This is a genomic window from Halalkalibacter suaedae, assembly GCF_017939705.1.
GTDB lineage: Bacteria > Bacillota > Bacilli > Bacillales > Bacillaceae_D > Halalkalibacter > Halalkalibacter suaedae.
Window position 1 is genome coordinate 1 of sequence record NZ_JAGKSQ010000018.1, and the last position, 20438, is coordinate 20438.

General features: G+C 38.2%; 16 protein-coding genes, 1 rRNA gene and 1 pseudogene. 3 read left to right on the forward strand and 15 right to left on the reverse strand.

The features are described 5' to 3' along the window. The 6 genes and pseudogenes from J7W16_RS21270 to J7W16_RS21290 form a co-directional block, all read right to left on the reverse strand. Positions 1-59 (reverse strand): 16S ribosomal RNA (locus J7W16_RS21270); the annotation flags it as partial. 456 nt (positions 60-515) lie between these two features. Then, complete coding sequence (locus J7W16_RS21275) at positions 516-1295, reverse strand: inositol monophosphatase family protein (protein WP_210599453.1); 780 nt, start codon at positions 1293-1295, stop codon at positions 516-518. Positions 1296-1338: 43 nt separating this feature from the next. Further along, a complete protein-coding gene (locus J7W16_RS21280; RefSeq protein ID WP_210599454.1) occupies positions 1339-1749 on the reverse strand; it encodes an NUDIX hydrolase in 411 nt (136 codons plus the stop codon). A gap of 288 nt (positions 1750-2037) precedes the next feature. Continuing rightward, positions 2038-3495 (reverse strand): LPXTG cell wall anchor domain-containing protein, encoded by a 1458-nt coding sequence (locus tag J7W16_RS22330; RefSeq protein ID WP_346726985.1) that lies wholly within the window; start codon positions 3493-3495, stop codon positions 2038-2040. After that, positions 3487-5712 (reverse strand): annotated as a pseudogene (locus J7W16_RS22045) (rhamnogalacturonan lyase); the annotation flags it as partial. The gene J7W16_RS22330 and the pseudogene J7W16_RS22045, both read right to left, overlap by 9 nt. Before the next feature lie 690 nt (positions 5713-6402). Next, entirely contained in the window at positions 6403-8865 is a 2463-nt protein-coding gene (locus J7W16_RS21290) for a glycoside hydrolase family 3 C-terminal domain-containing protein (RefSeq protein ID WP_210599456.1), read from the reverse strand. A gap of 142 nt (positions 8866-9007) precedes the next feature. Between J7W16_RS21290 and J7W16_RS21295 the strand changes: the two genes are divergently transcribed. After that, positions 9008-9340: a hypothetical protein gene (locus tag J7W16_RS21295; protein WP_210599457.1), complete on the forward strand. Its 333-nt coding sequence runs from the start codon at positions 9008-9010 to the stop codon at positions 9338-9340. A gap of 580 nt (positions 9341-9920) precedes the next feature. Further along, positions 9921-10829, forward strand: coding sequence for a nuclease-related domain-containing protein (locus J7W16_RS21300; RefSeq protein WP_210599458.1), 909 nt, complete (start codon positions 9921-9923; stop codon positions 10827-10829). Positions 10830-11770: 941 nt separating this feature from the next. Here the strand turns inward: J7W16_RS21300 and gerQ are convergent. The 6 genes from gerQ to J7W16_RS21330 all read right to left on the reverse strand — a co-directional run bounded on the left by gerQ (position 11771) and on the right by J7W16_RS21330 (position 15866). Beyond that, a complete protein-coding gene (gerQ, locus tag J7W16_RS21305; protein ID WP_210599459.1) occupies positions 11771-12217 on the reverse strand; it encodes a spore coat protein GerQ in 447 nt (148 codons plus the stop codon). A 24-nt stretch (positions 12218-12241) separates the two neighbouring features. Continuing rightward, a complete protein-coding gene (locus tag J7W16_RS21310; RefSeq protein WP_210599460.1) occupies positions 12242-12718 on the reverse strand; it encodes a cell wall hydrolase in 477 nt (158 codons plus the stop codon). Positions 12719-13192: 474 nt separating this feature from the next. After that, positions 13193-13876: a DUF554 domain-containing protein gene (locus J7W16_RS21315; RefSeq protein ID WP_210599461.1), complete on the reverse strand. Its 684-nt coding sequence runs from the start codon at positions 13874-13876 to the stop codon at positions 13193-13195. A gap of 63 nt (positions 13877-13939) precedes the next feature. Beyond that, positions 13940-14308, reverse strand: coding sequence for a GyrI-like domain-containing protein (locus J7W16_RS21320; RefSeq protein ID WP_246880146.1), 369 nt, complete (start codon positions 14306-14308; stop codon positions 13940-13942). Positions 14309-14487: 179 nt separating this feature from the next. Next, positions 14488-15456, reverse strand: a complete 969-nt coding sequence (locus J7W16_RS21325; protein WP_210599463.1) for a VOC family protein — start codon at positions 15454-15456, stop codon at positions 14488-14490. A 23-nt stretch (positions 15457-15479) separates the two neighbouring features. Beyond that, the gene (locus J7W16_RS21330) at positions 15480-15866 is read right to left on the reverse strand and encodes a DoxX family protein (RefSeq protein WP_210599464.1); all 387 of its coding nucleotides are present in this window, start codon (positions 15864-15866) and stop codon (positions 15480-15482) included. A gap of 286 nt (positions 15867-16152) precedes the next feature. Here J7W16_RS21330 and J7W16_RS21335 point away from each other — a divergent pair, with 286 nt between their 5' ends. Further along, positions 16153-16698: a helix-turn-helix domain-containing protein gene (locus J7W16_RS21335; RefSeq protein ID WP_210599465.1), complete on the forward strand. Its 546-nt coding sequence runs from the start codon at positions 16153-16155 to the stop codon at positions 16696-16698. Positions 16699-16829: 131 nt separating this feature from the next. Here the strand turns inward: J7W16_RS21335 and J7W16_RS21340 are convergent, their stop codons facing one another. The 3 genes from J7W16_RS21340 to J7W16_RS21355 form a co-directional block, all read right to left on the reverse strand. Beyond that, on the reverse strand, positions 16830-18011 hold the full coding sequence (locus tag J7W16_RS21340) for an MFS transporter (RefSeq protein ID WP_210599466.1): 1182 nt from the start codon (positions 18009-18011) through the stop codon (positions 16830-16832). An 87-nt stretch (positions 18012-18098) separates the two neighbouring features. Next, positions 18099-18917, reverse strand: coding sequence for a MerR family transcriptional regulator (locus J7W16_RS21345; protein WP_210599467.1), 819 nt, complete (start codon positions 18915-18917; stop codon positions 18099-18101). A 561-nt stretch (positions 18918-19478) separates the two neighbouring features. Next, entirely contained in the window at positions 19479-20213 is a 735-nt protein-coding gene (locus J7W16_RS21355) for a hypothetical protein (protein WP_210599469.1), read from the reverse strand. Positions 20214-20438 lie beyond the last annotated feature (225 nt).

A 20438-nucleotide genomic window follows, 5' to 3' on the forward strand; every position in this document is an offset into this window, starting at 1 on the left:
TGCATGTATTAGGCACGCCGCCAGCGTTCGTCCTGAGCCAGGATCAAACTCTCCATAAAATTGGTTTGAGTTTAAATAGCTCAATACTTGTTGCTGACTTTTTGAAAAAGTCTAAATTGACGAGATAAAACATGTTATCTCTTATTTTTCGCTTGGCTTTTGTTCAGTTTTCAAAGAACTCGTTTGCCGTGTCTTTCTCACCGGCAGAATATTATCTTAACATAATAAAATGTCGAATGCAACACTTTTTTTATATTAAATCGTTCTATCATGTCGCTTCGTTTTGGCGACAAGGAATAATATATCATCTCCCTGCCGATAACACAACTATTATTTTAAAAAAATTTAAACCTTCTATATTATATCGAAGCAGTAAAATAATTTTGAACAAAATGCTGTAACCAAAAATTCCTTATAAAAACTTATCCTTCATAGATTAAACTTCAACCAAATGTCGAGACTGTAAACATGATACTAGTCTAGTATCATTTTGCTAATTTATTCATCAGCAATGATTATACATCTTTCATAATCGACAAAATCTCATCAATACAACCCTCATTAGCAAGTATGTAATCACCACCAGTAAGATGGTCAACCTCACTGCCATCAAAGCGAACGAGTTTAAGTCCTAATTCCTTAGCGAAAATCATTTGTGCCGCTTTATCCCATGGTCCTGATACTGATGTGAGAAATGCTGCAAATTTCCCTTGAATCACATGGATAGAATCAATACCCCCGCAGCCAAAATAACGGATATCAAAGCAATGCTTCATTAACTTCTGAAATCGTGGTTGCTCACACCAATTTCGTGCATCACATGACACAAGTCCTTCTTCTAGCGCAATTGCTTCAGGCCGTCGGATCGGCTCTCCATTCTTATAGGCCCCTTGCTCATATACTGCATGATAAAGGTCTTCATTAACGACATCATACATGTAGCCTAGCTTTCCAATTCCTTGTTCATAGTAAGCAATAAGTATGCAGAAATGATCCTTTTGCTTAAGAAAATTCGCCGTCCCATCAATTGGGTCAATGATCCAGAGATGCTCTAACGTACCCAGTTGAAAGCTATTCGCCGTTTCTTCTCCTAACACTTGATGAGTAGGATAACACTCGTTAATCTTCGCTGTTAATAAAAGCTCCATCTGCTTGTCGATGTTTGAAACAAGATCGCGACGGTCGCGTTTCGTTTCAACTGTAAGTGATTGCTGGAGAGATTTATTAATGAAAGGAATGGATTCACCCAACCAGCTTTTTACGTTACTATGTATTTGCTCTAGGCTTTGTTGCATTTAATTGGCTCCTTTTAGTGAAATCTCCTATACTAGTAGTATACTATTCTTGTAACGTATACTTTACTCCAGCTGTGCTAATTAATCTGGATACTCCATCGGGATAGTATGTCAGCAAACGATCTGCCTCCTCTAAATCGACCCATTCTACCTTAAGAATGTCTTTTTCTATCGGAATGATTTCTGGTACCTCCAAAATCTGCCCTTGAAATGTAAAGAAATGGACATGATTCTTATTAAGAAAAGCCTCATTCACTGCAAGAATACTACTTACTGTAACGATATATCCGGTTTCTTCCTGCACTTCCCTCACGGCTGCCTCCCGAAGAGTTTCTCTCCACTCCACTCCGCCCCCTGGTAAGGACCATTTTGTATTTTTTTTGTTCAATACAAGTAATACTTTATTCGTCGTTTGGTCATATAATAGGGTATACACTACATCGACACGCTTCATTTGGTTGCCTCCTGTCAATTCACACTACTTAATTGAACCACGATTATGACTCTCTCAAAAAAGGTAAAAGATCAAGATAAAAACATTCTTACCGATTCATTATAATACAAGTGAACATTGATATAAGGAATAATGTGGAAACAATATCAATATGATCGTTTATTCTAAATCCTGTATTTTTTCAAGTTGTAGTTATGATTGTCATCGACCACCAGATGAAAGGCTAAGTTGTTATAGCTTATGAAAAAACCTCCCTACCATACAGTAGAGAGGTTCCCGAATATATAATTAAACAGTTTTTCTTTTTCTTTTCACAAAGAAAAAGATGATTCCACCAGTAACTACTAATATCAAACCTATAAATAATGTGTTAAAGAAACTAGTAGCCGTATCTGGCAGTTTCTTTTCTTCTTCACCTTTTACAGGTTTTTCACCTTTTAGCTTTTTATCTTTTTCTTTTTCTTTGAGTTTATCTTTCTTACCTGGCACCGGTGTTTTATCTTCTTCGGTAGGTTCCTTAGGATCTGTTTCTGGATCGGTCGGCTCCGTCGGCTCTTCAGGATCTGTCCCTGGATCGGTTGGGTCCGTTGGCTCTTCAGGATCTGTCCCTGGATCTGTTGGGTCTGTAGGTTCTTTCACTTCTGGTACAAAGTAAAGTTCAAGACCGTTAATCCGGCCATTCCCTCCAATTTGAATATTCATTTGTCCATCGTCAACGGTGACAGTCTCTTCTAACTCAGCATATTGACCTGATCCCGAAGAAATTTGACCGTAATCCGTCCCTTCAATCGTAAACGTTGAGTTGTTAGATGCAATGTCATCACCAGCTATGATTTTCACTTTGTAATCCCCGTTACGAAGATCAACTAGAAACTCATAATTTCCATCAATGACAAAATCTCTTCTCACATCGTCTGGACCTCCACGATCTCTTGTTGCGACTGCCTTATTAAGTCCATATCCTAATTCACTATCATAAAGCAATGTGTTAGCAACTTGTGTCCAGCCATAGGAAACTGGACTTGTTTCTCCGCCGAAATCAAACTTCACATTGAAATCTTCTACAGCAACGACTTCAATTCCATTAATACGTGCCCATTCTCCACCGAAGTGAATATTTAATTGTCCATCTTCAACAGTAACTGTATCCGTGTATTCAACAAACTCACCAGCAGCTGTACTCATGCCACCTTCTGCTTCTTCGCCTTCAAGTGAATAGGTTGTCGTATTGCCATTCCAATTAGAACCAGTGTAAATCTTAACATCATACTCGCCATTAGCTAGGTCTAGTTTGAATTCTTTATTATGAGCTAAGATAAAGTCTCGCCTTAAGTCATCTGGCCCATCCTGGTCACGACTACCATCTGTCCCTTCATCGAAACCATACCCTCGTTCCTCATCGTAGATCAATGTATCAGAAACCTTGACATAGCCGTTTGCTAACGGACTATTTTCTGACCCGAAATCAAATCTAAACCCAGGGCCTAGATCAACAATTTCTATCAATCCATCAAGGGCATTTTGTAATTTTTCTAGCGCTCCATGCAATTGATAATCAAATTGAATCGTTTCTAGTTCAGCTTCTGCTTCAACGATTGCATCCTGTAATGCTTGATAAGACACTTCTGTGTAAGCATCGTATTCATTCGAGATGCCCTTCGCTATTAAAAGCAGTTCCTCTAACTCACTTACATCAATTTCTGGTCCTTCTTCTTCTACATAAGGAACTTGACCAACGTTCGGCACCGTTACTTTGTCCCAATCCATATCGGTTGCGAAATAGAAGCTCGGATACGCTGGTTGGTTGTAGCCTCCGTTTTGCCAAGCAATACCTGTTCGATACTGAATATCGTGCATAAGTGTATACAATTTGCGATCTGTTTCTTCTGTACTTAAATAGATACGAATCGCAGAACTATCTTCCGTTCTCACTAATAATTCCTCTCTCCAGTCCCCAAATACATCAGCAACTAAAGAAGGATTCCCTTTCGTCCCGTTATTCGTTCTCGTTCCTTCTGCTGTCAGCATTCTACCTTCTTGCCAGTCATCGATCGTGACGGTTGCATTTCCAGACCCATTAACAAGTTGTGTCGCCATATCTGCTGACCACTTGATGTTCATGTTTGTCCCAGGTCTACTTGTACCTAGCACAGTTCCATCAGCAGTACGTAAATCAATAGCCCACGTCTCAAGTCCTCGTTGCCCTCTGACAACATCACCAATCATCCCTCTACCTGTATCCGCACCGGTATAGTCACCATAAATCACTTCACCTGTAGCTGCCTCGCGTAAGGCAAAACCATACGGTGCCCAAGGACCAGCTTCAAAAACAGAAAAGATTTCCAACCCTGGACGATCTGGATCAATATCTGCCACATGAAGTGCATCACCGTGCCCAAATACAGACAGATCACCTGCAGCTGGACTTTGCGGTGGTAATTCAGCCATTGAACTATACAGTAGCGTACCATCATCATCTAATGTTGCTCCACCATGAACGATTTCATGTTTCCCATCTCCGTCTACATCTGCGACACTAATCGCATGATTTCCTTGAGATGCAAGTCTACCCAATTCCTCGTCAGATCCTTTACCACCGTGCGGAGAGCTATTAAATGGATTATCCATTGGAACATGTCCACTATCAGCTGTCCATACTTCAGTAAGATTCGTTCCATCCCAGTTCCACGAAACGAAAACCGATCGAGTATAATAACCACGGTTCACAAAGAAGGAAGGTCTCTTCCCGTCTAAATAGGCAATACCCATATTCAAACGGTCCACACGATTCCCAGGCTCAATTCGTGAATAGGCGTAATCTCCCCAGATTAAGCCATCGTCCTCACGCCCTGGCTCGTAATCGATCGTCTCCAACTCAGACCCGGTTTCTCCGTCAAATACAGAAATGTACTCAGGACCTGATAAAATAAAGCCCTCAAATGCTCGAAGATTGTTTCGTGTACTTCTACTTGGGGCATAGACATCTATGAAATAGTCAGCTAATGTCTCAGCATCCTCTTTTGAAAGGGGATACTCAAATTCAGCGTCCATTCCAATTCCTTCTTCAATCGAAGGCCAATTGCCAGCAATCACTTCAGGGTGATTGTGCCAATCCATGAACATGCTTACGACATGCTCATAATATCCCTCGGCACTTAGACGATAATCATCATCGTTGCTGTAACCAGCATCTAGGTCAACTTGTGGCATCGTAATATACTCTTCTGATGAGACGTTACCAGCTTCATCAAAGTACATCACCTTTGTACCTGGTGCCGTTTTCATCATCATTTCTGCTTTGCCATTACCGTCAAAATCATAAACCATAAATTGCGTATAATGGGCACCAGCACGTACGTTAACACCTAAATCAATTCTGTATAGAAGAGTGCCGTCAAACGTGTACGTATCAATATAAACATTTCCGGTATATCCCACTTGTGATACGTCCTTGGAATTGGCAGGATCCCACTTTACCATATACTCATATTGACCATCACCATTTACGTCACCAATACTCATATCATTCGCCGTGTAAGTATACGTTTCACCAGCCGGTGTAACACCGTCCGCTGGCTTTTGTAATGGAAGGTCATGATAGTCATTCCCCCATGGTGATACCGTTTTGCTCACATCACCTGTTTCCTCTCCATCTACGACAGCGCTTACATAATAGGTTGAGTTTTCTGTTCCGTCTTTATCTAAGAAGTTCGTACTTGTTTCAACAGTAGCAATCTGTTCACCATCCCGATATACATTGAAATCGGTGCCTCTAAGACCATAATCTGAATAGGCGGTTACTTCATTTGAAAGAAGACGCCAACTGAGGAAAATCCCTTCAGATGTCTTTGCTGCAACTAATCCACGATCTAAGTCTTCCAGCTGAACTCCATCTAAACCATTAGACGAACCTTCGAAAGCCTTTGCACTTAAACCAACATTCGAAAACATCGAAACAATCATTGCAAAAATGACTAAAATAGATAACCTTCTTGACATAAAACTCCTCCTATTAAAATAGTAAACTACAATTAGCCTTCACTAGTTTTTCAACTCACCCCCGTTATAAAGCGCTTACAAAAAATAATAAAGCTAACCTAATTGCTAAAGAAACCCCACCCGTTGTTTTAATCCATAGTTAGCTTTCTATTAATTATAGGTACAGATTTCTAGTAAAATAAATACCAATAACCTCCAATTTATTATAAAAAACAACAAGATCATTCGAAAAGAACTAGATATGTTGAAAAAAATAGAAAGAGGCTGGCACAAAAGTGATTTAACTAATACAAAATCCGAAAAACAATAGTTTGCGGACGTAAGCCGCTCCTGAAATATACTTCGCTTTCCACGGGAAGCCGGTGAGCCTCCTCGGCTACTGTGGGGTCTCACACTTGGCTTTTTCATGAGGCCACTGAAAAAGGTGTGATTTCCACCTTTTTTAGTGGCCTCTTTTGCATCCCGCAGGAGTCTCGTATATTTCATCCGTACATGGTTGCTTCGTTCGGCATTTCAGTTAAACACTTTAGTTATGTCCCAGGCTCATCGCTATCTTTATATCGGTATCGTAACGGTAGAACGAAGAAGTGCCTGACACCCAGCAAAGTAAAGCTTTAACGCACTGGGGGGGGGCAGGCACCTTATCTTCATCTCTTAATCAGACTTTTGAGTAGTACTACTCGCTTTTGGTAATGGAATTGTTTTTTCCTTCTTTAACATCATTTTAAGAGCATCCATAACTTGACCATTTGCTAGAGCGACAAATCCTTTTGCGATGTGGAGAGGAACTCTTCCGGCACTTGCCGCTGCAAGTGTCCTCGCACTATTCGATTGAAGAATATTCATAAGAAAAACAGCATTCTTCTTTTTCGCTTCTTTTTCTATTCCATCAGGGAGTTTTAATGCTTGCTTATACTGCCTATTGGCCACCCCTAATATGCTCGTATATAATCTCCTCCCCAAAAATGTTTCATTATAGTGAGAAAGTCTCGTTTCTAATCCAATTGGTGTTTTAGCTGGTAACGGTGGAACCTTATATCCTAATAAGCCTTCAAATTGCACAGGAGTTACATCAAAATTACGATCTACATGATAGTACGCTCTTAGATTTTCAAGATTATACGGACTATCCACCTCTTTTTCTCCATCAATCAAGAAATTGTCCCTTAAATGAATTATGTCGCTCGATTCCCCAACTTCAATCACATATAATCCATTTTCTAAAACCCATTCTTTCAAATCAATATTATAATACGATAGATCAGTTCGACTAAAAGTCATTGTAGCTTTTTTGGTCTCTCCTACTTTTAAATAGACCTTGTCGAAAGCTCGAAGCTCCTTCTTCGCTTTAAAAATGTCACTTTGATTATTCTTCACATATAATTGGACAACCTCAGCACCATCAACATTCCCTGTATTCGTAATATCACAAGTGACTTTTATCTTACTACCCATTTCTTCAACTACTAAATTAGAGTAAGAAAAGGTTGTATATGATTTTCCAAACCCGAATGGAAAGCGTACTTCTTTTTCTGCTTGATCATAATAACGATAGCCAACAAAAATGCTCTCTTGATAGAGTTCGTGCTCATTTTTTGAGTAGTCTCCTCCAAAAGGGACGTCTTGATATTCCATTGGCCACGTCTCAGCCAGCTTACCAGACGGTGTGGCATCTCCAAATATCAATGCTGCAGCTGCTTCTCCCCCATGCTGTCCTGGAAGATACATATTTAATATCGCATGCACATCATCGTAGAAGGGTAATTCTACAGGTGAACCTCCAAATAAAATGACAATAATTTTTTTGCCAGTAGCAGATAATTTCGAGAGTAACTCCAACTGATTCGTTGGCAATTTCATCGTTGCTCGATCAGTGCCCTCACTCTCCGCATAATCTGTCAATCCACCAAAAAACAAGATCGTATCAGCACTACCAGCAGCTTCAACAGCACGTGCCATTAATTCTTGATCTGAGCTTTCTTCGCTTTCACGATAGCCATTTTCAAAGCTGTAGTTCACCTGCATTTCATCAAATGCCTTCTTTGGTGTGATTAAGCTACTAGGATTAATAAGTGAGCTTCCCGCACCTTGATATCGCATCTTCTCAAATAAATCACCGACGACTAGTACGCTTTCCTGTTTATTTAAGGGTAGTACATCCTCATTTTTCAAAAGCACGGCAGAATCCTTCGCAATCTCACATGCTAGATTTGCATGTTGTTTTTTATTAAAAGGGGTTCCAAACGAAAGCTCACTGCTCTTTTTCACTAAATGTAAGATGTTTCTCAAAGCTTTGTCTACCGTCTCCTCCGCTAGACTGCCATTTTCCAAGGACTTGATTACCATTTTACGAAATTCCCATGTATCACCTGGCATTTCTAAATCAAGTCCTGCTTCTACCGCAGCAACTCTATCCGCTACTCCTCCCCAATCACTAACGACAACACCTTCAAAGCCCCATTGCTCACGTAAAATATCATTTAGTAAATACTTCGATTCTGAACAATACGTACCATTGATCTTATTGTAAGCAGACATGATTGTGGCCGGCTTCGCTTCTTTTACCACTCTTTCAAAAGCTCTTAAATAAATCTCTCTAAAAGCACGCTCATCAACAATTGAATCACCCATAAAGCGGTAATTTTCACTATTATTCGCTGCAAAATGTTTGACTGACGTACCAATCCCTTTACTTTGTACCCCATTTATAAAATGGACGGCTAATTCTCCAGTTAGAAATGGATCTTCTGAATAGTATTCAAAATTTCGACCACAAAGTGGATTCCTTTTAATGTTTATTCCTGGACCAAGTAGTACACTCGCACCGTAATGCAAGCATTCCTCGGCAATCGCTTCTCCCATTTTACGGAGATTGTCCGTATTCCAGCTAGAAGCAACGGTCACTGCTGTAGGAAAAGAGGTTGCAGGTTCACTATCATATAGTCCAAGGTGGTCAGCACCTTCACTTTGCTTCCTTAAACCATGTGGTCCATCTGATAAAAATATAGACGGGATCGCAAGTCTTGGAATCGGATTCGTCTTCCAAAATTCAGTCCCTGATAACAGTGCAGCTTTTTCTTCTAAAGTCATCTCTTCAACTAATTGATTAATATCCATATGTATTAGTCTCCTTTTAAACTTAGGTATATCGATCAGGCACTTTATCGCAACACTACTTCAAAAATCTTAACAAAACAATCATAGAAATACGTTTGTCCATCCATTATAATACAGGCAAGTACTAGAGGAGGTGTTAAATGTGGCAAAAGAACAATTAGATCGGATGGAAGCGTTACTTACACAATTAGTTGGAACAGTCGGAAAGCTTTCTGCTGAGTTTCAAGAAATGAAAGAGGATATGCAAACGTTCAAAGAGGATCAACAAGCTATGAAAGAGGACATGCAGGCTTTCAAAGTCGAGATAAAAAACGAGATCCACGATCTCAAAACAGATCTGCACGCCTCAATAGAAAAAAGTGAAGAACGCCACCATGAGATAACACAACAGTTTCGGTTTATCAGAATCGATCAAGATCTTCTATGGGAAAAAACCGTTCGTCACGAGCGAGACCTCGCACAACTGAAAAAGTAACCACTCCACTCACTCCCCTTTTGCCAAATGAATTCCATACTAAGAAACCGAGTCAGGATTCTTATCCGGACTCGGTTATTTGTGTTTTTATCTTTACCTCGTACTTAAGAAAAGTATCAACCTCAGCACACATGTAAAAACGTTAACATAACTGGATAGGATACTCATCTGAATTAGCTATGTTTCATTCTATTGCTCTTTCGACAACCCTACCCCTTAAGCCCGAGGGGTTATGTATAGTTAGTTTCTGTAACTCACAAATCCCCGGCCTTTTTAAACGGTTTTGCTCATTGCTTAAAGGCCACTAAAAAAGGTGAAAAAACCATACCTTTTTTAGTGGCCTAGGTAAGTGTGAGTACGGTGTCGGTTCGGCAACAGGAACAATAGAATCACTTCAGAACTTATAACCTTCTTGATATTAACTCTTTCTTATCTTCTCTAGGGTGCCATAAGGTCTCATCCTTATTTTATTTATCTATAAATAAAATTTAGTTAGTTAGGTAATATGGTATTTTTTTATTAACATACGAAGTGCAAATCTATTATAATAAAATTACTAAAAGAAAGGAGTGTACTATGCATGTTACTTAAAGAGCGCACAGAATCAAATGAGCTCTTGGTTTTACGTTCTCTCAACACGAGGATGGCGTTGGATGACAAGGAAAATTACCATTACTTGAACCTTGAAAAAGGATACGAGGGGGAAATCGCGTTCGATGCTTTAACCGATTGTTTGGCAGACGATAGGTACCTCATCCATGATTTGCAGCTCGAAGTGAACGGAGGTTATGTTCAATTAGACTCTGTTATTGTAACACCAGGCATCATCCACTTAATTGACGTGAAAAATTTTCAAGGAGATTGTTATTACGACTCGGACAAACTATTTTCCGTCAAAACCCAACGCGAATACAAAAACCCCCTCACTCAGCTAAAACGAAGTGCCACCAGCCTAAGGCAATTTCTCCAAATCCACAAGCAAAACTACACCGTCGATGCACATGTCGTTTTCATCAATCCCGAATTCACTCTTTACAAAGCCCCCATGGACCAACCCCTTGTCTTACCTACCCAGGTGAACCGTTTTATTAATAAAATGAAGCAAACTCCATCTACCTTGCAAGCTAAAGACCAAAAGCTAGCACAAACGCTGCTCTCCTTACACCTAGTGAAAAATCCCTATGAAAGCCTCCCCCATTATACGTACGATCAACTACAGAAAGGGATTTACTGTAAGCATTGCCGATCTTTTATGGTTTTTAGAGAAAGCAATGTTCTCGTTTGCAAAAGTTGCAAAGACCGAGAAGTGCTGAGATCGGCTATTATTCGGAATACAAAGGAGTATCGACTGCTATTTCCTGACGATCCGATTACGGTTCAGCGGATTTTTGATTGGTGTGACTTAGATATAACTACGCATACTATCTCTCGGGCTTTAAACCAACATTTTATCAAATGTGGCGTAACAAGCGATTCTTATTATCAGTAATTTGGAGGGTGAGATTGCGGCTTTTCTATTATTCGAACACTTAGACCGCGATTCACTCGCTATCTGTTCGAACTACACCCTTCTTTGAACACTTAGACCGCGATTCACTCGCTACTTGTTCGAACTCCACCCTTCTTTGAACACTTAGACCGCGATTCACTCGCTATCTGTTCGAACTACATCCTTCTTTGAACACTTAGACCGCGATTCACTCGCTACCTGTTCGAATTACACCCTTCTTTGAACACTTAGACCGCGATTCACTCGCTACCTGTTCGAACTACACCCTTTTTTGAACACTTAGACCGCGATTCACTCGCTACCTGTTCGAATTACACCCTTTTTCGAACACTTAGAGCGCGATTCACTCGCTATCTGTTCGAACTACACCCTTTTTTGAACACTTAGCCCACGATTCACTCCCTACTTGTTCGAACTACACCAAGACTAGCACCGTCAATTTATTGTTCGCCTGAATCAATGCGAACTTTTTGGAAAAATGTGCACCATTTTATCACTTGAGAACTCGTAATCATTGCCTTCGATCGTGATCGTACCATCACCATCTAAGGCATATAGAATTTGATAAACATCAGTGAAATCTCTAATTGCTTAAACTATATTCATACATCTGACCTATTAAACAATATAAAAAGAAATAATTCCATAAAAACATCCTAAAATAATTGAAAAAAAGACCCTATCGAGGATCTCTTTTTAGCATTTTAAAGACACTAACTTTCGATTCTATAAAATTTCCTTCAACTACATTGCATTTCATCTTTCTAAATCATACCAGCACACTGCTCGAGGAAATTTTTACATCATGAAACCAAAAAACGATTAAACGGCCCTAGCCCTATGGCAAATAGAGCTACAGCCGCTTAATTCCTTTTTATTATTTCACGATCTACGTAATCGAATCTGATTCACAAAAAACATCACCCCGTTGTATCCAAGGACGCCTGAACAGCTGGAGTAATTTCCGTGTGAGGATAGTTAATTTCTTCATCAAATTCGACCCAGTCGAGATTTGCCATCATCAGTAGGAAGCGTTTACCGCTTGTCGGATCGCTGATAATGATATGATCACGGCCGGCTGTTTCAACTCGCCCATAGTAAACCATTGAATTCCATCTGCTGTTTCCTCGGTAAGTAAAGTAGAATGTACCAACCTTGCCTTTGTTGAAGCGCAGAATATTTTCAATAAATGATTCTTCCACTACACCTTGAAATAGCTCATCTCCCATCCCCATCGGAACCACTGGCGTAGAATACGTCGGTCCTGAAACCATATCGGTTGGAAAACCCGTTTGGTATTGCGGGGCAGTGCTCCCCATCATAGCTGGATTAAAATCATAGTAATTGTTCATTGGATAATAATTCATGAGTAAAACCTCTCCTTATTTGATTTATCTATAAAACTCAGGGCAGTAGCCCGGTACAGCGACATAGAAGCAATGGTTCTTGTGTGCAAAATCAAACTGCGTCATAGGAGATCTTGGCATCGTTGGAGAACAAGGATCTCGGTATGCTTGCCCCGGACTCGGATTAAAAAACCATAAATTCATCCTGGCCCTGGGATCCCTATGACCATGTAATATATTTCTAGCCCTCTCGAGGTCTTCTTCTGATGGGCGCTGTGTATATAGTGCTCCATTTAAAACCGGCTCGAAGTGAGGAATTTCCGTTCCCGGTATCGTCTGATAGATCGCATGATTGATCGAGCGTAAATTTCTGAAATCCGGCCCACAATCTGCCTCGACTCGATTGGCGACAACCGTTCCTACGAGATTCATCCCTTCGGCTCCCTCACCAATCGCCTCCGCCAGCATCAGCCTCGCTAACGATTCCACGTCACGTTCATTATGTTTAATTCGCCTACCCATTTTCTCACCCCTTTCGGCTTATACAAGTAACTTATTGCCTAACGTCCATTTTGGTAGCTTGCCTATATGCCCAATCCTTGGAAATGCAAAGAAAAATAAAAATCTGATTTTTAAATGTGCAGGTGCACGCATATCAAAAAGACGCTTTCTACTAAGGAAAGCGCCTGAATAGTAAGATTGATACTAGAAATTCACCTCATTTTTTACTAAGATACATATCTGCATAATACTCGATAGCGTTGTCTTTTCGTATGATAGTGACCATTTCTTCAACAAACAAATCATCAAAGTGATATTAAGAATTCTCATTGTTAAGACTTTCTCCAAAAACACTCCTAATTCCACTAACTGTCATGTTACTTTAACAAAAAAACCTTACTCCTTTAGATGAATAAGGTATGCTTTTTATTAAACTTAAAAAAATAATTGTTTGTTTGAATAACAAATCCAAAACCAGTTAAATCTTCTTTACTATTATAATTGAAATAAATGCATAACCCAAAATACTAAAGGAGGAATCATGATGGCTGGTAGTAGATTTAAGGTATTACATTTCTTAATCCCTAAAATACTTAAACCCGATGCAATAATCAATATTCCACCTATGATCGATATTTCGTTCAAAAGATCTTGATTAATATAATTTCCTATTAAAGTAGCAAGTAAATAAAAAGAACCTTGCCAAAAAAATAACACAATTGCTGAAATAGCAATACCAATGCCAAATGTCGACGCTAAAACAATTGACGTAATTCCATCCAACATCCCATTAGCAAGCAAATACGTATAATCCTTGTTTAACGCTGCCTCGACAGGGCCTAAAATAGATAGCGTTCCAACACAAAATAAGAGAATCGCAGTCGCTAACCCTTCAGCTAAATTACCCTTTGAATATTTATTAACTAAGGCATTAAATTTTGTTTCTAGATCTAACCATTGTCCAAGTAATCCCCCTACAGCTAAACTGATAATAAAAAGCACAGGATATTTGCTGGAAGGCAAGTGTTGCACTAGTGCATTAATCCCCAACCCTAACGCAACCAACCCCATCGCCTGCATTAGAATGTTATGATACTCATCTTTTATCCCTTTTTTGAGAATACTGCCGACAACGCTACCGAGTAGTATCAGTATTACATTAAATATTGTTCCAAACATAATCATCTCTCCTGTTCATTATTTTCCCTACCTAAAAATATAAACCCTCCTGTAAGTGGAGGGTCAACATTTTATTGGTATTTGTATTTCTGTCAGATAGTCTTCTTTACTGCGAGAAATATAATGATCAATGATTGTTCTTTCAATGGAATCACCACACACCTCAAAACCATTATCTCGAATGAACGTTAATAACGATCTATAATGTTCTGGGGATTCACTATGATTGCCGTTATAAAAAATGCAAGCATACTTTCCTTCTGGAAGAGTTTCTACTAAAGGACCCTGAGTATCGTCTTCTTCGGTTAAGATAAATATCGAGTTATATTGATTAAAGTTGTTGATTAGTAAATCATTCATACTTACAGTAAGACCTACTCCTCCAATGAAAATAGAAGAACTTCTATTAGACTGGCTCTCTAGTCTCCTCAACGAAACCTCCAACTCTGGTTCTGAACTGATTATTTCCATTAATCTTACTATTTTCCTCTCTTCCTTCTCCTTTAAAAATGGAATGCTAATAAGAAAAGACGTTCACAATTTATGTGAACGTCTCTTTGATAGTATTGGTGTACTGTGCATTTTTCTATAAAAAGAGTCGAAATCCCTTCTCATTTTCTCATTATAATTTTAATCGTATTTCCAGAAGGGTCTTCTACAGACATTTCTTTGTTGTCCTCACTATACTTGAATCCTAACCGATTTAGATTCCTTTTTGCATAATCATACTCGTCTTCAGTAAAATGGAGCGTAAAATACTTCAAACCTAATGCATGTTTCGGAGGTGCAGGTAGATCTTTTCCTGACCAAATATTCATTCCTATATGATGGTGATAGGCATCTTTGGACACAAATAACATATGCGTATCCTTGGCAACAATGTTAAGTCCAAGTGCTTCCACATAGAAGGTTTCGGACTCCTCTATATCTGATACTTGTAAATGCATGTGACCTAATCTTGTTCCACTAGGTAAACCATTCCATGTATTTTCTTTAATTTCAGCAAATAAATTATCAGCATCTAATGCGGACGTACCTCCGACATACCCTCCATGCCCGTCGCTTTCCCACTGAGCCGAATCTCTATCGACATATAGTTCAATCCCGTTATTGTCAGGATCCGCTAAATAAACGGCTTCACTATATTGATGATCTGAAGCACCTTGTAATGGGTAGCCTGATTTTACTAAATTCATTAAGGATAGAGCTAAATCCTGTCTAGTAGGAACAACGATTGCGAAGTGGTACAGACCTGTTGATCTAAACGGTCGCTCAACAAAATCCTCCTCTTCTCTCAATAAGAGCTGCGGTACCACACCATCCGTTGTCAGTTTTGCTGTATTTTCACCTTTCTCTAGCACGCGAAATCCGATCAACTCCTGATAGAACGTTAAAGACTGCTCTAAGTTAGAAACCTGTAGCTCCACATACCCAAGTCTAGGTTCCATCGCTCCTGTATACGTTTCTATACTCATATCTTCATCGTTCCCTTCCTTTTTTAGTAATAATAAAAGTGCGACTATAATAGCGAAAATGATTATTATCAAAAGAATTCTCTTATTTTTCATTTTTTCAACCAATAGGTCTGACCCCTTTTGTACAATTATTTGCTTTTTAATTTTGAAAGGTATTGGTCTATTGAATAGGATGTACTTCCGTTAAGCAAGAAATATGCTGACATTGCTAGTAGTGCAAGATCATACGCATAACCTCCAATAAAACCTGCAGAGAATTGAACTGTCACGATTGCACCTAAAAGCACTAAGACAAAAAGTCCTCCTACGATACGTGTCGCTAAACCAAGTAGCATCGCAATCCCACCAACAAGCTCGATACTTGCAACGATATATGCTAAAAATCCAGGCAATCCAATGCTATCAAACCATCCAGCAATATTTCCGATACCATCTTGAAATTTCCCTACACCATGTCCTATTAAAATAACTCCTAGAACCACACGTAGTAATAGAGCACCAATATTTTGTTTCATTTTAATTCCTCCTGAGTAAGCTCATTTTTTTTAAACTAATATCTTATTCGGAACCTTTCATGTTCCCCTCCCCCTTAAATTACAGTCCTCGATACGGTTTAATTAAGCGGAATGAACCCTAATAAGAAATAAATATTCGTATTAGAAAACCATAACATAAAATAAAATCGTTTATTTGTTTCTTGATAAGAATATTAGTTTTCCATAGGATAACAATAGACTTGTAGACTGTCAATGAATTTGCTACTATTAGTTTCATAAACGAATACAGAAAGAGGTGATCAGGGTGGATATAGGGACTAAAATACGTTCGATTCGAAAAAGGAAAAAAATAACGATTGCACAAATGTGTGAAGGTACAGGCCTTTCTAAAGGGTTTATTAGCAACATCGAAAATAACAATACATCGCCTTCTATTAATACATTACAAACCATTGCCGTGTTTTTGAAGGTACCACTACCTTATTTATTGTTAGAACAGAAACAGCACATGCGTGTCGTTCGAAAAGATGCTAGAAGAACCTCATCATTAAACCAATTAAAAATTGAGCATCTCACTTCAAAAGGACCATTAAGAATGATGATCGTTGAATCCCCACCTGGGTTTGCCGTTGGAGAAGATGAACCCCATGCACACGAAGGCGAAGAAGTTCATTTAGTACTAGAAGGAAAAGTACTTGCTGAACAGGGAGAAGACTCAATTATCGCAGAACAAGGCGATTCTTTTAGCTGGAATGCCAGCGTTCCTCATATGGTTAAAAATATTGGAGACACAAAATCAGTCATTCTAATCTCCATATACTCTGATACAAATTTAGATAATATGCTATAAAGCGTTGTGAGGAAAACTTGAATACAAAAGTGGGTTAGGCTAGCAAGGTACAGTTGCTAACCTATTTTTTGTACCCTACTTTTCATTACTTTCTAGTGCAATAACCAACTGTTAATCTATTAAGAGATTCCTTAAGCATGCTCACGTTTATTATATTGTTGTTTTTCTTTAACAAAATAAACAACATATATAACTAGAACCATACCAGACACAATGGATGCGACAAGATACACCGTTTGATAAGATGTGACTGTCGCGACTAGACCAAGAATAAAGGAACCTCCCCCAATCCCTAAGTCAAAGAAATTGAAGAATGTGGCCATTGCATTCTCATGTTCATGTTCCTCTACTAAATTCATGCACCATGTCTGAATGGCTGGGAAGATCGCACCGAAACCAAATCCATAAAAGATAGCCGCGATTAAAAACATGCTATCACTGACTGCTACATACAAAATAACCAATCCTACAATCGACAAAATTGATCCTGGAATTACGATAATCGCCGGTCCGTACGTATCAAATAACTTTCCTGATAATAAACGAATGAGAAAACTTGCAGCTGCAATCAATAAGAAAAACAGTCCTACTTGAGTAAAGTCCCTCTCAATGGCATATAGAGAAAAGAAAGACATCATCCCTCCTGCCGCAATTCCAATTAAAAAGATCAGCAACGCAGGAAACAACACTCGTTTCTCCAATAATTTAAATTGCCCACTCGCATGTTTATCTAACTCTTTTCCTTTAGGAGCTCTTTTTATAAATATTGCCATGATAATAGCTAAGAAAAGAACGGCCATACCTCCAAAGAACAATCGTTGAAAATCATATAATTCTAGTGTCATAATACCAATCATTGGACCTACTGAGATGGCAACAGTTTCCCCCACACCAAAATAACCAATCCCCTCGCCTCGACGATCTTTAGGAACAATTTCTGCAGCAAGTGTGGCAAAGTACGTTGTTGCTAAACCAAATCCAGCCCCGTGTATTAAACGAATAAGTAATAACGTTGTAATGCTATTTGAGAAATAATAAGCACCCGTAGATAGAGCAATGATCAGAATTCCTATAATTAAAAGTAGTTTTTTATCAAATCTCGTTGCAAGAATTCCTGCAAAGGGGCGAATTAAAATGGCTGATAACATAAAAATCCCTGTTACCAACCCTACTTGACTAGCTCCTCCCCCTAAAGCCGTGACAAACAAGGGAAGGGTCGGTAATAGCATTTCAAAAATCATAAAAACTAAAGCATTTGAGATCACTACGAAAATAAACGAAAGTGACCAAATTTTATTATGTATAGAAGTCATTTTTTCTCTCCCTCAGTGATTGGTTTATTTATTCGAAGTCCTTTTCTAACAGCTATTCGAATAATAAACCTTCCTGTAAGGGGAAGGTCAAGAGGTAACTTGAATTTGTATTTCTGTCAGGTAATCTTCTTTGTTTTTGGAAATGTAATGGTCAATGATGGTCCTTTCGATGGCATCTCCTATTATTTGAAGATCATGTTTCTTAATATAATCAAGCAGGATTTTATAATACTGAAAGGAATGATTATGATCTCCTCTGTAATAAATGCTAGCATACGTGCCCTTTTGAAAGGTTGTTACTAACGGGCCTTCAATATCTTCTTCCTCCGTTAAGATGAAAATAGAATTATACTTTGTGAACGTTTGATTGTTTAAATCATTTATATCTACAGTAAGTCCGACACCACCAATAAAGATGGAGGAATTCATGTTTGCCAAATTCTCTAATTGCCTCAATGAAACTTCCAACTCGGGTTCTGAATGGATTTTCTCGACCAATCTTACTACTTTTCTCTCTTTTATCTCTTTTATTTTCACTACTTCTAATTCAGTTATTTCTTGAGCTAATGTAATATCGTTCATACGATTTTGAAATCTACGGTTCACTTGTTCTAGTTCGTTTATTTTTTGCTCTGTTAGTTTTTTCTGCTTCTCTAATAATGCCAAGAAACCATCAATATCCCTATGGTCTAGGTGACTCTTGATTTCCTTCAAAGAAAAACCTAATTTCTTTAAATACTGAATCGTATTTAGTTGTTCAAACTGTTCGGTTGAATAATATCGATACCCATTATTTTCATCAATTTGAATCGGCTCTAGTAATCCAATCTCATCATAATATCTCAGTGTTTTCATCGTCACATTATGTAGTTTTGCTATTTCTCCTATAGTGAACAAATTTTTCATTAAAGTATCCTTTCTCCATCACTTTTTGATAACACTATCATACCCTCTTTGCACTCACATTTATTTAAGAAACCAAAAGAAAAAGACATTAGCATAGTGATTTCACATTTAATTCACTTTTGCTAAAGTCCTTTTATATAATTAATTTGGAAACTTTCTCTCTACCTTCTAAAGCTACATTTCGCCAACAACAGTGTATCTTTCGTTGATGCTTAGGATTTTCAATTTCGCCTAAACGGCAATTGCGTAATCAGCATAGCTAATTGAATAGGAATCCTTTCAAAGAAACATAAAAAACAAATAACGAAACAACAATACTAAAACATCCACTTTAATCTCGGATACACCCATAACAAACAGCATTGCCCCTAGGAAAAGCATCATATATGGCATTGCTTCATAATTTCCAGAATAACGGGTATACCTGTTTACTATTATTTCTTTTTCAAAATGATCCTTAATGGCTCCTAATATTTCTTTTTTCTCTTTATGTAAGCAATCACTCTTTGTTTATTGGATATTTTATTTATGTGCTGCTGTTAGAGTATTACACCAATAATATTAGACTCTGTTATGTTGTCTTTTTCTTTTGAAAAACAAGTATAAAGGAATAAATAATATACTAGCTGAACCGACTAAAACTAGTAATATTGTTGCAGCATTAGGGGTATTGGTAGCATCTTCTGCTAAGGTGTCTGAATCTTTATATCGTTCTTGAATAACCTGTCTAAACTGACCTAAATCGTACTCGGAATTTATAGACATTTTCGCGGGATCATTTACAGGTTTCACTTTTCCTTTATTAAAAATATACCAAGCATCTGCAGGCATCTCATAAATTAACTTTAAAGAACCGCTGTCGATAGAATCTAGTCCGATAGCTAAATCTTTGCCATAGCCAAATACTGAAAATTCAAATTCCCCGTCTTCCCTCTCATATACACCAATTACATTTACAGGTTGTTCATCTTGATATATGACGGAAATCCATTCATTTGCTTTTTTAACACCGTTATTTAAGTTTTTTAGTTTTTCATTTTTTGAGACAAATTCGGGAGATAATATATTAACTTCATGTAGCTCACTAAATCGAATATTCTTGGAATCGCTAATAAATCCATAAAGTTCTGCGTCTTCATCATCAACCTTGTCGATAACATATTCATAAAAATGATTGTCTGCATATTCTTGTGCTCCAGCCGGTATAGATGAATTGTTGCTAGCTGAAACATGAGTTAAAGCTAACATAGACATTAAGAACATGGTTAAAAGGGATAAAAATATTAATCTTCGCATTCTAACACTCCTCTCAATTTTAGAATGAACAAAGGGACGGTTCCGTTGTTTCCTCTTACACTTTAAAAACTAACTTTTTTGATATGGAAAAGAAACAGGAGAACCGTCCGGGACTGGTGAAAAAGTACCTTTTATAATTAGCCAATTTTAGTTAATGACAAAATTTCAAAGTCAAAACTAAAAATTCAATGAATTTTTAATGATTTTAACTTTGAAGGGGGAAAA